The sequence below is a fragment of the Flavobacterium anhuiense genome (assembly GCF_050990855.1).
In the GTDB taxonomy this organism is placed as follows: domain Bacteria; phylum Bacteroidota; class Bacteroidia; order Flavobacteriales; family Flavobacteriaceae; genus Flavobacterium; species Flavobacterium anhuiense_C.
In genome coordinates this window covers 4012872-4028881 of record NZ_CP158861.1, presented here as the reverse complement: position 1 = coordinate 4028881, position 16010 = coordinate 4012872, and the positions used below count along the sequence as shown (strand labels likewise).

The 16010-nt window shown below is 33.8% G+C and carries 8 protein-coding genes; all 8 read left to right on the top strand.

Going from position 1 to position 16010, the window contains the following annotated elements; translation table 11 throughout:
* Window positions 1-25: 25 nt before the first annotated feature.
* The 8 genes from ABTV69_RS17805 (at window position 26) to ABTV69_RS17770 (ending at window position 15925) form a co-directional block, all read left to right on the top strand.
* Window positions 26-9817: a SpvB/TcaC N-terminal domain-containing protein gene (locus ABTV69_RS17805; protein WP_433831152.1), complete on the top strand. Its 9792-nt coding sequence runs from the start codon at window positions 26-28 to the stop codon at window positions 9815-9817.
* A gap of 1 nt (window position 9818) precedes the next feature.
* On the top strand, window positions 9819-10856 hold the full coding sequence (locus ABTV69_RS17800) for a hypothetical protein (RefSeq protein ID WP_433831150.1): 1038 nt from the start codon (window positions 9819-9821) through the stop codon (window positions 10854-10856).
* Window positions 10857-11150: 294 nt separating this feature from the next.
* Window positions 11151-12254, top strand: a complete 1104-nt coding sequence (locus ABTV69_RS17795) for an RHS repeat domain-containing protein (RefSeq protein ID WP_433831148.1) — start codon at window positions 11151-11153, stop codon at window positions 12252-12254.
* 1 nt (window position 12255) lies between these two features.
* Complete coding sequence (locus tag ABTV69_RS17790; protein WP_433831146.1) at window positions 12256-13029, top strand: hypothetical protein; 774 nt, start codon at window positions 12256-12258, stop codon at window positions 13027-13029.
* 160 nt (window positions 13030-13189) lie between these two features.
* The gene (locus ABTV69_RS17785; RefSeq protein WP_433831144.1) at window positions 13190-13615 is read left to right on the top strand and encodes a hypothetical protein; all 426 of its coding nucleotides are present in this window, start codon (window positions 13190-13192) and stop codon (window positions 13613-13615) included.
* 103 nt (window positions 13616-13718) lie between these two features.
* Entirely contained in the window at window positions 13719-14441 is a 723-nt protein-coding gene (locus ABTV69_RS17780; protein ID WP_433831142.1) for a hypothetical protein, read from the top strand.
* A 114-nt stretch (window positions 14442-14555) separates the two neighbouring features.
* Window positions 14556-15059, top strand: coding sequence for a hypothetical protein (locus tag ABTV69_RS17775; RefSeq protein ID WP_433831140.1), 504 nt, complete (start codon window positions 14556-14558; stop codon window positions 15057-15059).
* A gap of 263 nt (window positions 15060-15322) precedes the next feature.
* Window positions 15323-15925 carry a hypothetical protein gene (locus ABTV69_RS17770; protein WP_433831139.1) on the top strand — a complete coding sequence of 201 codons (603 nt, stop codon included), beginning with the start codon at window positions 15323-15325 and terminating at the stop codon, window positions 15923-15925.
* The last annotated feature ends 85 nt before the right edge of the window (window positions 15926-16010 follow it).

Genomic DNA, 16010 nt, shown 5'->3' with positions numbered 1-16010 from the left:
GATCCCAAATCGATTATTGTGCTTTATGAAAAATAAAACGATATTATTACTGTTCTTGATAGGTACTTTTTTATTTGCTGCTAATTTTAGCGAATACAGATTGCCATCTTTTTTTAATGAAAATAAGGAAGAAACAGAAACTGCCGATGCTAAAATTGGTCAGTTATCTGATGAAGATCCGGAAAGTAAAACAACCAAATTATTTACAGCAGATATAAGGGAAGGTATAATTGGTGTTGAGAGCGCTGATGATACGGACGATGCTTATGACAACGTTTTTCATTTGAAAATTGACGAACTTCCAACAGCAGATGAAAATGTATATCTGGAATATGAGCTTTATGGCTACGATCAAGCGGCCTCCATTTCGAGAAGTTTAAACAATCAGCCTAGTATTGGAGGACAGTTTGTATCACAAAATAATGCTTGGTCAAAACAGTCAGAATTATTGTCAGAGAAATCTTTAAGAGCAGGAGATAATGTTTTATTATTTACAGCACCAGAAGGAATCTCCAATTCGTATAAAATTAAAAATGTACGAATTGTATATAAAAAGACATTCGAAACAGGAGCGCTAACGCTTCTGAAAGCTGAAAATAAACTGTACATCAAAGGAACCAATTTCCCTTCGAAGATTAGAAAAATGACGATTTCAGGCATTGATATCGATCTTAATCAGCCTGAATTTGAATTGGTTCTGGATGCAGAAAATATCGGTAAATCAATTTCAGTAATTAAAGAAACAGCAGGCGGCGTTACTTCAAACGAAAAAATAGAATTAAGTCAGTTTTTAAAAGCAGAAAGCTACAGATCTATTGAAAATGCAAAAGAACGCGTTTTAAAAACCATCCATTTTGAAACCGCAAATGCATTAGCATACAAAGAGTTTAACGCTTCTTTCCCAGAAGGAGCTTTAAAAAAGAACATCACTGTTTCGGTAAGCGGATTGAGAAAAATTGATATTGCGCCTTTAAACGCTGCAATGGTCAATGTTACCGATGGAAGCGCAGGATTCCGATTATTGCCTCACGGAACCATTTTCGAAAAAGCAGTGACACTTTCGTTGCCTTTCAATAAAAAAGCAATCCCAGAAGGTTATACGGAAAAAGATATTAATGTATTCTATTTTGATGAAAACAAACGTCTCTGGCAGGAAGTTTCCAAAGACTCTTTAGACATCAAACAAGGTATAATTAAAGCCAAAACAACACATTTTACCGATTTTATTGCTGGAATTATCAAAATGCCTGAATCGCCAGAAACTTCAGGTTATACGCCAACAAGCATAAAAGATTTAAAAGCGGCGAGTCCGTTAGTTGGAATCCAATCTATTGCGCCTCCTTCAGCAAACGGAAGAGGAACAGCAAGCACAGGATTTTCTATTGCCATTCCGAATGGAAGAGGAGGAATGCAGCCATCGTTTACCTTACAGTATGATAGTGATGGTGGACACAGTTGGGCAGGAACAGGTTGGGATCTTTCTGCGCCTTCTGTCAATATTGAAACCCGTTGGGGAGCGCCAAGATACGATGCCGTAAACGAAACAGAAAGTTATAGTATTGCTGGAGAAGCTTTAATCCCGAATTCGCATCGAGCAGAATGGATTGGCAGAACTTCAGACAAACAATTTTATCCAAGAAGAGAAGGCGCTTTTCAGCAGATTATTCGTAAAGGATCGTCGCCTAAAAATTATTATTGGGTTGTAAAAGATAAAACTGGTGTTACGAGTTATTACGGAGGAAATGAATCTGGACTTTCAACAAACGGAATTCTGCAAGATGCAAACGGAAATATTGGTCAATGGGTACTTTGCCTTCAAGTCGATTTAAAAGGAAATACTGTAGAATACGAATACGACAAACGTGACGGAGAATTGTATCTTAAAAAAGTATATTACACAGGTTCTGGTTCTCAAAAAGGAAATTACAACATCACTTTTGTAAAAAATAGCGATTTAGGAGAAGCCAATCGTCTAGACGTTCAAGTTTCGGCACGTTTAGGATTCAAGCAATTAAACAATCAATTGTTGCGTAAAATCGAAGTGCGTTACAAAAATGATATGATTCGCAGCTATGAATTGCAGTACAAACAAGGCGCTTTTAAAAAGACTTTATTAGAGTCAATTTCAGAATACGATTCGGAGTCAAAACTGTTTTACACCAACAAATTAGACTATTTTGATGACATTCGTGATGCATCAGGAAAGTACAGTCCGTTTGGGCCAGAGCAGGTTTGGAGTGTGCCAAATGATAATTTGAAAAACAGTTCCATTCCAGCTTTCAGTGATCTATTATTTTCAGGAAAACACTCTTTGGTCAGCAGTTCTGAAGGAGCAACAAATGGTGTTAGCTATCGTCTTGGAATTGGTTTGGCATCGAATGCAGGAAGTCTAAAAGGATTTACGGTTGGAGGTCACGGTGGAAATAGCTGGGGAACTTCTGATACCGCTGCATCTCTAGAAGATTTAGACGGTGACGGATTGCCAGATAAGGTTTTCAAAAACAAAAATGGCGTTTATTATCGTAAAAATTTAGCAGGTTCTGGACAATTAGGTTTTGGCGAACTGCAAGAAATTAATATTAGCGACGTTGGATTTTCAAAATCGACTTCTTTCAATTGGGGTGTCGATTTAAATCTGAAATATGGAAATATTGGTTACGATGAGCAAAGATCGACCAATAAAACCAAAGCGTACTTTATGGATTTTAACGGAGACGGTTTAGTAGATTTTGTTCGAAACGGACAAGTGTATTACAACCGATTGGAAAATGGAATTCCGACCTTTAAAAATAACAGTACAGGAACGCCTTCGCCTGTTTTTGGAGGAGGAGACATTACGATTCCAGGTTTTACTACCATTTCTGCCGAAGAAATCGAAAAGCAGAATCCGCTTCACGATGTCGTGCGTATGTGGGAAGCGCCTGTAAAAGGTATTGTATCTGTTTCGCACGAATATCAACTTATTGAAGAAACTACTCCAGAGCGTATAAAAGCGCGTACAGAATATGTAAATAATGCAGGAAATGATAAAGCAGACGGTGTTCGTTTATACTTCCAAAAAGGAAATCAGTTGCTTTGGAATGAGGCAATCGGTGCAAAAGATTATGCTGTAAAAACCAAACAAAATACAGGAATTGCGGTAGAAAAAGGAGAGCGCTTATACTTTAGAGTTAGTTCGGTAAAAGACGGAAATTTTGATGCCGTAAATTGGAATCCTATTGTGACCTATTCGCAAATAAAACATTTTGACCGAGGCATGAATGGAAGTTTAGCAGAAAGCGATTTTGCAGTTCCTTCAACTTTAAAAGATGTCAATGGATATTCTTTGGCTTCTTACAATGCCAATACCGAGTTTTTCAGCAGTTCGCAGGCAGGAAAAACAATTGTTACTGCTGGAAATGTTGTGCTAAAAGGAATTTTAAACAAGCCTGTAACTTCAGATCATATTAAATTGGTTATTACTAAAACCTATTTAAATCAAACCAATCCAGCCGTAATTGTTTTTGAAAAGACTTTTTTAGCTAATGAAGTAGCATCATTTAATTTAGCGTCAGTAAACCTTCCTGCATTTGAAGCCGAAACGCAGATTAGTTTGGCACTTCAAACCGAAACCAACATCAATTGGCAAACTATTTCTTTTGCTCCAACCGTTACAGTGCCAGCTTATCCGGGTAGTGTTGCAGAAGAAGTTGCTATGGAAGTTTCACATACTTTATACAATAAAAGAGAAGGGAATTATACTATTCCAGGTGTAACATCAACAGTAAACGGAAAAGTAAAACTGAGCATTTTGCCACAAGATTTAATTTTGGCAACGCCGTTTCAATATCCAGGAAATATTAATAATTATAATGGAGACGTTATCATTTCGGCAAAACAAAAGAATGTGCTATTGGCGCGAAACCGTTACAAAATTACAGCAGGAACAATGGTCGCGGTTATAGATGCTTTTGATAATACTGTAACGTATCCTGATGCGGTAGCAGGAATGCCAATTCAATTGGAAATGACCGTTTCTAATGCGCAGTCGACTACCATTATTAATAATTATCCAAAAGCTAATGCCTTAAATGTGCAAGTTCAGGTTAACGATTTAAAAGACGTAGCCGATCTGACAGATGATGTTATTTGGAATGCGACAACTGATGATTTTTCGATTTATAGCCTTCTTAATGCTGACGAAAGAACTTTTGGTTTATACCATCGTCAGTGGGGCGGATTTGCGATTAACGGAAATTTGGCTTCCAATACCATAGATCAAACATTGTTAAAACAGTCAGAGGCGTATAATTCTGAACCCGATTTAAATAATACGGATCCCGAAAATTATGACGGAAAAGGATATGAAGTTGCGAATAGTTATTTTGTATCGCTAAATCCATCTTATACCAAATACAAATGGGAAGGTCTTGAAGAAGGCATTTACATTAAAGGACAGACCATCGGAACATCGAGATTAGGAGAAGACGACATTGCCGACTATACTGATTTTTCACTTCCTAATTTGCAAGGAGGAAGCACTTCTGCTTTGGATATGATTAGCGAAAGCAAAAGTAAAAGTATTTCTGCAGGTGTTTCTGGGGGAGGTTCAGCAAATTTGGGATATAGCAAGTCTATAGATGGAGATTCGTATATGACCCAGACCATGAGTGATTTTAATGGAGACCGTTTCCCAGATTATATTCGCGGAGGAAATGTGCAGTTGACAGCACCTGTTGGAAAAGTTTCGGATCAAATCGTAAATATTGGAGATAATTTTAGCCATTCTAAAACAAGCTCTGAAGGACCTAATTTTGGTGGAAGCTACAGTCATGGTGCACCATCCAATTCTTTTAGCGTTACGATAGGGAAAGCAAGCGTGAAAAAAGATTCGGCTAAAGAAACCACTTCAAAAGAAGCTGAAAAAGGAGGAAACAGCATTTCTGTAAATGCTTCACAAGGTAAAGGAGAAGACCGTTCTGTGTTGATTCATAGTGATATTAACGGAGATGGACTGCCAGATAAAATAACAGAATCTGGAGATGTATTTTTAAATACAGGTTACGGCTTTTTGCCAGCAGAAAAATGGAATTTAGCGAGTATAAACAAAGGTAATTCTACAGATTGGAGTGCTGGTTTAGGATACAGCATTAAACAGGGATCTATTTCAGGAGGAGCCAATTATGCGAGATCGCAGTCTGATAGTGATGAATCTTTTATGGATATTAATGGCGACGGATTGGCAGATAAGATTCGATATGAAGGTGGAACAATGTTGGTTTCTTTAAACTTAGGAAACGCGTTTGATACGCCAGTAGTATATCCGAGATTTCCAGAAATGAACCAGAACAAAGGAGTCAGTTACGGACTAAATGCCAATGTTTCAATTGATATTACAATTTGGTTATTGCGTATTACACCAACTATAGGAGGAAGCAAAGGATGGAGTACCAACCGTTCTGAAGGTACTTTTATGGATATTGATGGTGACGGAAATTTAGATTATGTAGTTTCTAAAGACGACGGTCAATTAACAGCGCAATTATCAAACATCAAAAGAACGAATAAACTGAAAAGCGTTACAAATGGCGCTGGAAATAGTTATACTGTAGATTATGAATTGCTAAAACCAAGCTACGAAAATCCTTCTGCAAAATGGGTTTTACAATCGGTTGATATTTTTGACGGACATACGGGCGACGGTATCGATCATTCGATTGCTAAATTCAGATATGAAGACGGTTATCAAGATCGTCGTGAAAGAGAATTTTATGGTTTCGGAAAAGTAATTCAGGAACAGATTGATGCGGCAGATAATGCTGTTTTTATGACAACGGTTCAGGAGTTTTACAATCAGGATTATTTCCGTAAAAATCTATTGAAACACAGTTATACTTTAGACAAAAACGGGCAACTGCGTCAGGAATCGGAAAACGAATATAGTTTTATCGATGTGGCGACACAGGCGAGTATTCCGGTTTCAGAATTGAACTTGCCTTCTTGTGATGCCAAACGCATTTTTGTTGGATTAATTCATGCCAATCAGAAAGTATATGAGGGCGGAAGCGATTATCTAGAAACCAATACTTTTAATACCTATGATGCGAACGGAAACATTATTCAATACGAAGATTTAGGAAACGGTTCTGCGGCCGATAAAGTAACCGCAAAAATTAGTTATTACGAAAGTACGACTCCATATTATGGCGGAATTCCAAAACAATTGGAAGTATTTACTACAGATGGTCTTCGCCGAAAAAGAGCCACAACTATCAATACCACAACTGCTGAGGTTACGCAGATTAGAAATTATGCGTCTGCAGATAAAGTTGCGGTTACAGATATTGCTTACGATACGTACGGAAACTTGCAGAAAATTACAGGTCCTGCTAATCATAAAGACCAGCATATGACCTTAGAATATGTATATGATGCCGAGAATCATCAGTACATGACAGAGATTAAAGATGCTTTTGGCTACCAAAATAAAATGGAATACAATTACCGTTTTGGTGTGCCAATAAAAACTACAGACCGTAACGATCAAAGTACAGATTACACTTTGGATGCAAAAGGTCGTATTGCGACGATTCGTGCACCTTACGAAATTGCTTCGGGTAAACCGTATACCATTGCTTATGAGTATTTCCCAGAAGCCAAAGTGCCGTATGCAAAAACGAGAAATTACGATCCAGAATTGGATAAAGACATTGAAACATATACTTATACAGACGGTTTAGGAAGAGCTTTGCAGGTAAAGAAAACAGCGAGTTTATTTACACAAGCAGGAAGTGCCGATCAAGAAGCGCACATTATTTCTGGAAAAATAATTTATGATGGTTTAGGTAGAGCCGTAACCAGTTATTATCCGACCACAACAACCACATTAGACAATAATTTTAGTACAGCAGTTTCTACGGTTACGCCTACTAAAACAGATTATGATGAGGTAAACCGTCCGATAAAAGTAACCTTGCCAGACGGAAGCAGCAATACTACTGTTTTTGCTTTGGATAATTATGATGGTTTGCCAGTTTTGAGAACTACTCAAACCGATGCTTTAAACAAAACAAATACAACTTATACCGATGCGACAGGACAGAATGTTGCCAGCATGCAAAACGATTTGACAACAAAATTTGATACGAATGCATTAGGCGAGATGATCAAAGTTACCGATGCTATGGATCACATTACTCAAAGCAGTTACGATTGGTTAGGAAGACGTATCGAGTTTACGCATCCAGATGCTGGAACAACGAAAATGGAATACGATTTGGCAGGTAATTTGACCACGCGTATTACACAAGATATTAAAAATACAGTTCCTAATGGTGGCGCTATACAATACGTATACAATTACAACCGTTTAGAGAGTATTAAATATCCTAAAAACCCGCAGAATAACGTGCAGTATAATTATGGTAAAGCAGACGGAACAGCTTCTCGCCGAGGCAGATTATGGTTTGTGCAGGATGCCAGCGGCGGTCAGGAGTTTTTCTATGGAAAATTAGGAGAGGTCGAAAAAGAAATTAGAACGCTTCGCATTACGCCAACAGACATTCAAACCTATATTTCGCAATACGAATACGATACTTGGAACCGTATTCAAAAAATGACTTATCCTGATGGTGAAGTGGTAGAATATACCTATAACCGCGCAGGAAACTTGCAGAGCATGCAGGGTAAAAAAGAAAGCCATACCTACGATTATATTAAACAATTGAGTTATGACGAATTTGAACAGCGCAAGTATTTAAAATACGGTAATGATACCGAAACCAATTATACCTACGATCCTGTAATGAGAAGATTGCAGCAACTGCAAGTGCAAAGCGGTGCCAGACAAGTCATGAACAATGCTTACGGTTATGATTTGGTTGGGAATGTTTTAAGTATAAAAAACACAGCTCCAATTGTAAACAACACACTGGGAGGAACCTCTTCGCATGAATACCAATACGATGATTTCTACCGTTTAAAATCGGCTAAAGCATCTTATCAAGGAGAGTTTACCAAAGCCAATTACGAGCTGAACATGAGCTATAATAAAATGCACAATATTACCAAAAAGGAATTGGTGCATGTAGTAAACAACGAGCAGAAAGGCTATGTTTTAGACTATAATTACGACAACGAGCTGCACCCTAATGCACCAAATAAAATTGTTGAAGCAGGAAAGGCAGAACCAAGACAATACAGTTACGATGGCAACGGAAACCCAACAAGTTATACCGAAGAGAAAAGCTTCAGAAAAATGACTTGGGATGAAGAAAACCGCTTAATGGGAATAAACGACAATGGAAGAATTCACCAATATACCTACGATGCAGGAGGAGAACGCGTTATTAAAAGTTCAGGAGATTCTCAAAATGTTGCTATAAATGGCGAGACAGCGGCAACCATTGTACACACCGATGATTATACAGGTTATGTTTCTCCTTATTTTGTAATTAGCAAAGGAAAATTTACCAAGCATTATTTTGAAGGCGCAGGACGTATAGTGAGTAAACTCGGTAACGGAACTTTTGCACAGCCTTTAAAAATAACAGCAGGAGGCGTTAATTACGGCAAGCTTACAGCAGAACAGCAAAAAGCATTAGATACCTATGTGAAAAGTTTAGGAGTGCCTCCAGGACCGCCGACACAGCAGGGAATTTATGCAACACCAGAATTTACAGGCGACCCGTACCCAAGTGAAGTACTAAAACCGGTAGAAGAAAACCAAGAACCGCCAGCAGGTTGGCCAAGAAATCCAATTTTCAATGCGCCTGGAGATGTGCCAGGACCGCCAGTACAATTTGGACCGCCAGTAGAACCAGAAACAGTAAAATCTGGAGAAGGCTTTACAGGAACAGGAATGCCAGAAAATGATATTTTCTATTTCCACCCTGATCATTTGGGTAGTACTTCGTATATTACCAACAAAAACGGTTCTATTTCGCAACACGTGGAGTATATTGCATTTGGAGAGGTTTTGTTTGAGGAGCATAGTTCTTCGTTTAGTTCTCCTTATTTATTTAATGGTAAGGAGCTGGATAGGGAGACTAATCTTTCTTATTATGGGGCTAGGTATTTGGATATGAAGACCAGCTTATGGTTGAACACCGATCCTTTGATGGAGAAATATCCAAATTATTCGGCTTATAATGTATGTTTCAATAATCCTTTAGTCTTTATTGATTCTGATGGATTGGATCCAACCCCTTTCTTTAAAAGTTTACTTGGTAATACAGGTTATTATGCTTGGAGAGCAAGAGATTTTATGAGACAAAACCCTGGTAAGCCTGTACCAGACTATTATATGGGTTATGGACATAAATATATTAATCGTTTTACAAATGAAACAAGTAAGACAATGTCAAATTCAGGTAAGATTTGGTTAAAGGAAGCTCGCAAAAACTTACAAGTAGCAATTGAAGATAGATTGGATTCAAAAAAATATAAAGATGCTAATACTATTGAATTAAATAATGATAAATTTAGGGCTTTCGCTTTTGATTCCCATGTTGATGCATATTGGAATGAGAACGGAAAAGTTCCATTATATACATTAGGAGCTGTTGATTTAACAAAAATATTGTTGACACCAGATGTTAAAGATTTGGCTAGCTCAGATGGATTACGTCAAGTAAAAGATATGATGGGTAAATTTATAACAGAAAAACCCAAAGATTTATTGCGTATTTTAGGCGATGCCTACGATAATATGGATACGATACAAACTTTGATGGAAGATAAAGCAAAAAAAGAAGGTGTGCCTGTAGACGAAATTAAAAGAGCTTTGAGTCCTTTATTAATACTTATTCCAGGAACAGATGAAAAAAAGACTAATTAATATGAAAAAAAAGCTAATATGCATATTAGTAATTCTAATAGCTTTAGGATGTAAAGATTCTAATAAAAAGAAAATTGATGTTGAAATTATTGATTTTGGTGGAATGAAAGGTAAATCGGAATATATGTACTTTATCAATCCGAAAGAAGGTTATTCGTTTAATTATGTCACAGAATCTAAAGAACAAACGGAAGAACAACTAAACGACCCTAATTTTTTTCCTAAATCTCATGATATTGCTAGTATTTATAAAACCAGCGATAGCGGAAAAAATTGGAAAGAAATTGCATCTATAGAAAGTAGAAAATTTTTTAATAGAGTTTTAGTATTTCAGAATGCTATTTATATAGGAACTAATGATTTTTATAATGAAAAGGTTTTTGTTTTAAAATTTAATACTTTAACAGATAAAATTGAACTTGAAAAAGAATTTCCTGTTATTGGAGGAATGTATGATGACAAATCAAATATATATATTCAGACAGAAAAAGGAAGTTCTGTTACAAAATTTGATGAGAATTTAATTAAAAAAGAGAAAATGCCAATTGATGTTGGAAATGATGTACTTTTTTTAGATAATAAATTATTTTCGATTTTAAGAAGTAAAGATGGACTATCTTTTTTATTTCAATATGATAAAGAAAACACTAAAAACATAAAGACAGTAATAGAGCCTGAAAAAATTGTAAAACAAAGCGAGGATAAAATTATAATTGTAGGAAACAACAAGATAGATAATAAAAAAATTACCTTAATTAGCTACAATGTAAAATCAGAGGAGATTCAAACTTTAAGAGAGTTTGAAGAATATAGTATTGTTCGAGACTTACAGAGTAATGACAAAATAATATGTGGCTTTATAGGTAATATAAAAGGAAATTTTACAGAATATGATTTGTTTTACAGTTTAGATCAAGGAACAACTTGGGAAATCCAAGAACTTAAAGAAAAGAATTATTTGCACCCTAGTGCCTTGATAGACGATGTTTTGTATATTTTTTCTGGAGGGAAAAAATTACAAAAAATTTCATTTAGATAAAAAGTATTCTCTGATAGTGTTTCAGACTTAGTTATAGATTTTTAAATTTATAACGTTAAAACAGCGCAATATTATAAGTGTATAATTTTAAAGACGAGTATTAATACTCATCTTTTTTGTTTTAATATTTCAGTCACTGCGAGATCTCTCGTCCTGCGAAAAGTTTACACATTTTTCATTTAATCCTAAAAATTGACTTAAACTTATCCAAGTGAAGTACTAAAACCGGTAGAAGAAAACCAAGAACCGCCAGCAGGTTGGCCAAGAAATCCAATTTTCAATGCGCCTGGAGATGTGCCAGGACCGCCAGTACAATTTGGACCGCCAGTAGAACCAGAAACAATAAAATCTGGAGAAGGCTTTACAGGAACAGGAATGCCAGAAAATGATATTTTCTATTTCCACCCTGATCATTTGGGAAGTACTTCGTATATTACCAACAAAAACGGTTCTATTTCGCAACACGTGGAGTATATTGCTTTTGGGGAGGTTTTGTTTGAGGAACATTCGAGTTCGTTTTCTTCGCCTTATTTATTTAATGGTAAGGAGTTGGATAGGGAGACGAATCTTTCTTATTATGGGGCTAGGTATTATGATGCTAAGACGAGTTTATGGTTGAATGTTGATCCTTTAGCGGAGAAAATGCCATCCTATGGAGCGTATGTTTTTAGTTTCAACAATCCAATACGATTTGTAGATCCAGATGGGCGTTTAGCAGGAGACTTTTATGATGAAAATGGTAATCATATAGGTAATGATGGAGTAAAAGACAATAAGGTATATATAACAGATCAAAAAACTATAGATAGTAATACAAAAGATAAGAAAACAAATTGGTCAGCAGTTAAAGATTCTAAGTCCACAACAGATTTGACTCAAAAATATAAAATAAGTCATTCAGACTTTTTGAATAGAGCGAACTGGGTATACGGAGAAGGTGGCGGCAATTTTACAGATTATTATGCTCACACAATGAAAAATTTAAAAGAACATGGAGTTTGGGGACCAGCAAACAAACCCTTTAAAAGTGATGAAGCTATGTTTAAAACAAAAATGACACATAAAGTTGGAAAAGTAATTAAGAATATGTATCCGGGGTATTTTGATGGCACTGATGGAAATGTTAATAGTAAGGCATTTGCGAATTTACGAAATGATTTAGATCAATTGACAAGTAATGAAGATATGAGAAACAGTATAAAATCTGTCATTGGGAGCATCATGGGCACGACCACAGATCCTACGGGAGGTGCTTATCAATGGGTTGGAGGTCCTGGTGCAAATGGACCTCTAGCACGAAATCCTACATTAAACAATGCAACAAACGTTACAAATAAAACATCTGGTAAAGGAAAAGGCCAACGTTATCATACATTTTACGAATTATTAAAAGAATAATATGAAAAGAATTAGTTTATTGGTTTTATTATTTGTCTCTAGTTTAAATTTTGGGCAAAATTTAAATAGTTCAGAATTAGATAAGTCAAATAGTGTTTTGTTTTCATATTCCTTATTAGCAAAGGATAGTTTAAGATGTGATTATATAGATTTGAATAATGCTAAACAGATTTATTCTAAAGTTATAGATTCAAGTTCTCATGGAGTGATTACAGAGCAAAAAATAATGTTAGATGATGCAGAAAGTATTTTTTATTACAAACTTAACTTTGCTAATTCAGATGCTCAAATAAAAAAAAGGGACGCTATTGAAATACAAGGTCATAAGTTTAATATTGATAGTTTATATTATGGCAGAAAGTTTAATCGTAAAATGCCATATATATTCTCATCTCTAGTAAATGTGATAAAATTTAATTTTAATAAGCAAAAGTATATAGCATTTTACATTCAAGATGTATCTAATCCAGTGACACTTCCAAATACTTTAATTTTACTTTTTGATATTTCAGATCTTAAAGACATTTTTTGTTATTCATTAGATTTTCAAGCTTCTGAAGATCTTAAGTGCTTTAACGATTTTGATAATGATGGATTTTTAGATTTTGCAGATTGGAAACAAGGCTATGATTATCAAAAGAAATTATTTAGATACAAATTAATTAATAGAAAGTTTGTACTGCAAAAGAAAGATTTCGTGATAATTGAAGAAAATTCATCAGGTTATTACATTAATTCCAAATTGAGTAATTGGAGTTATGGTAACATTAAATGATTCAAGAATGTGGGTAATGTTTCGGTGATGTTTCGGTGATGTTTCTTACTATGGAGCTAGGTATTATAATGCTAAGACAAGTTTATGATTAAATGTTTGATTCTTTAGCATAGAAAATACATCCTTTAGCATATAGATTATGATAAATAAAAAAATAATTATGAGATATTTACTAATTTTTTTCATACTATTTTCTTTAGTATCATGTAAAAAAAAGCCTATTGAGATAGGAAAACCTGAAAATTATACTCTTACGGAAAGAGACTTTTCAAAAGACTGTAATATTTATCAAATGAGATTTAAAGATGGAAAATACATTTTTAAGTTTTCATTAGCAGGGAGTTGTAAAAGTTTGAATACTGAAAACTATATAAAGGAGTATTCGATGTATCTACATTCATATCAAGATAGTTTAGTAACAAGAAGAGGTTATATAGTATTAGATTACAATGGAATTAATAACGATACAAATGTTTTGAAAGATTCTGTTATCAACATAACTAAGAGATATTTTAAAACATTTGTATCATTATCAAAAGTTGATGAAACTAGTTTTGAGATAAAAGTTTATGATGAAAAAAACTGATACACTAGAAAGATATGTAGTTGGGGCTGTCTCCCGCGAGCGCGAGCGTCTCGCTCGTGAACGCATAATTGTCTTGTCTTGAAAAAAGTTTGAAAGCTCCAACATGAAAAACATTATTTTGATACTAGCTTTTTTCTGGTGTGTTATTTTGAATGCGCAAGAAACGTTTAATTATAAACTAATAGAAAAACAATCTTTTAGTTCATTTCTTGAAATGAAAGCTAAAGATAAATATACTGTTGAACTAAATAAAAACATACAAAAGAGAAATAAAAATTTTGCTTTTATACCAATTAAAAAAGAGAAAGAATATTGTATCTATTTGATGATAGACAAAAAGCAAATTTTGAATATGAAAAATGATGACCTAGTTTTAAGTAAAAGTGAAATATATATTTATGATGTAAATTCAAATCGTTTAATTAGCGTAAATTATGATGATTCCAATCGTACAATAATTGAAAAAAGAATGAATAAATATTATTGTAAATTTTATTTGCCATATAGTGATATTGATAGTATAGATATGTTCAATACAAATCTTTATCCAGTTTATTCTATTAAATTTACCGGTTCGTTAGTATTAATGGATGAGCCATTAGGACACAGGCCTTTTTGCATTTACAATTATAAAATTAATAGTTTTTATTATTTTGAAAATACCACAGATAAGCTTTACTTCAAGTTAGAGGAAATTAATATCGATAATTTATATGCTAGAGTCGATATGTTATTATTTGATAGTAGCAATACTAGTAATGAATTCAATGTTCGATTTAGAAATCGTTTGTTAATGGATATAAATAAAAATGTATCAGATTTATAATTGGAATCTTTCTCATTCGTGAAAACTAAAATACCTTTTCTTGAAATAGCTTTATATTTATAATATTTTTTAAAGAAGAAAAAAAATCTTTTACCGTAGAAAATACTACAAATAATGAAAAAGAACATTATTGCGCTTTTATTCTTATTTATTGCAAGTTTTACTTATTCGCAAAGTGCTTTACATAATTTGCTGCAATCACTTAGAGAAGTTTCGGAAGTTAATATATCAAAATCTAACAGAGGCAATTTTTTTCTTGGCAGTGATGATATTACTGTTTTTAAATCAAATAAAGTTGTTGAGTTATATAAAGATTTAAGCGTAGAACCTGAGATTTGTCTGGTGCCAATTAACATTTCAAATGATCTAAACGTGTACGTAAAAATTCCGATTCTTTTTTTTAAAGAAGAAAAGAATTCAATCATTTTTAATGTGTTTAATTCTTATATAATATTTGACAAAAATAGAAATGTTTTTTATCAAATAAATTCAGAGTTTGCGTGTGGTTCGATTTATAAGAAAAATAAAAAAACTCTTGTAATTAATAGTTCTTTTGCTAAGCTAACTCAAAATACTTTTGAACTTGATAAAAATTTGGAAGTATTAGAAAAAGAATAATATTTCGAAATATTCATTAGTTCGATCGCGCAGATTTGTAATCTGTGCCCTCAAAGTGATTTCGTCAATAGTAATTGATAAGGAATTATTATGCATTTTAATGATTTTAGATATTCTACTATATTTATTTTGAAGTGCTAAACTTTTAAGTGTACTCGTCTTTACGGGCACAGATTACAAATCTGCGCTAACGGGTTCTATTAATAAATTTGGAAGAATACCAGAAAATAAAAAGATTTTTCGTATATTAAAAAAAATGAAAAATGTTAAAATACAGTTTGTTACTATTTTTTATTTTTACTTGTACAAATAAAAAAGAAATTGAATGTAAAGATCAAGGAATAAAAATTGAGTACCTTACAGATATTGATAAATTAGTTAAAAATGGTTATATATGTGACAAATATTTTGATGATTTTGGTATAGATGAGTTAAAGAGATGTAAAGTTGTATTTTCCGATTCCAACTACAAAGTTTTATATAATGGATTTCGTAGTAGAGTACTTTTCGATAAGAAAGAGAATTTAAAACTTGCTATAAACTCAATTTCTCCAGATTTTAAACCTGTAAAGAATCGACCCTTTACTTTGTTTATTCTTAATAATAAACTTTTACCAGTATATGCAATTAGTAAGTTCAGTAATGATAGTTTATCAGTATTTAAGATAGAATATATAAAAAAGAAAATTTTATTAAGTGAAGCGATTAATAGGGAAAGTAAAAACATCAATGTTAATAAATTGACATATCAAGAAATACTGTCACTTATTCCTAAAATTAAAAACGAATTTAAATACAAACCTAGAAAAACTTCTTTGGATGACTTTTTCTATGATGTTCCTTATTGGACAGAAGGTAGGGAGTAATAAATGACCCTATCGCCCCACTAGCGTCTCGCTCGTGAACGCAAAGTTGTTTTCTTCTGAAGAAAAAGTATGAATAGTTCCCTAA

Bases quoted from the DNA above. Each gene is read 5' to 3' on its own strand.
- ABTV69_RS17805 (WP_433831152.1), top strand. From the start codon at position 26: ATGAAAAATAAAACGATATTATTACTGTTCTTGATAGGTACTTTTTTA.
- ABTV69_RS17800 (WP_433831150.1), top strand. From the start codon at position 9,819: ATGAAAAAAAAGCTAATATGCATATTAGTAATTCTAATAGCTTTAGGA.
- ABTV69_RS17790 (WP_433831146.1), top strand. From the start codon at position 12,256: ATGAAAAGAATTAGTTTATTGGTTTTATTATTTGTCTCTAGTTTAAAT.
- ABTV69_RS17785 (WP_433831144.1), top strand. From the start codon at position 13,190: ATGAGATATTTACTAATTTTTTTCATACTATTTTCTTTAGTATCATGT.
- ABTV69_RS17780 (WP_433831142.1), top strand. From the start codon at position 13,719: ATGAAAAACATTATTTTGATACTAGCTTTTTTCTGGTGTGTTATTTTG.
- ABTV69_RS17775 (WP_433831140.1), top strand. From the start codon at position 14,556: ATGAAAAAGAACATTATTGCGCTTTTATTCTTATTTATTGCAAGTTTT.
- ABTV69_RS17770 (WP_433831139.1), top strand. From the start codon at position 15,323: ATGTTAAAATACAGTTTGTTACTATTTTTTATTTTTACTTGTACAAAT.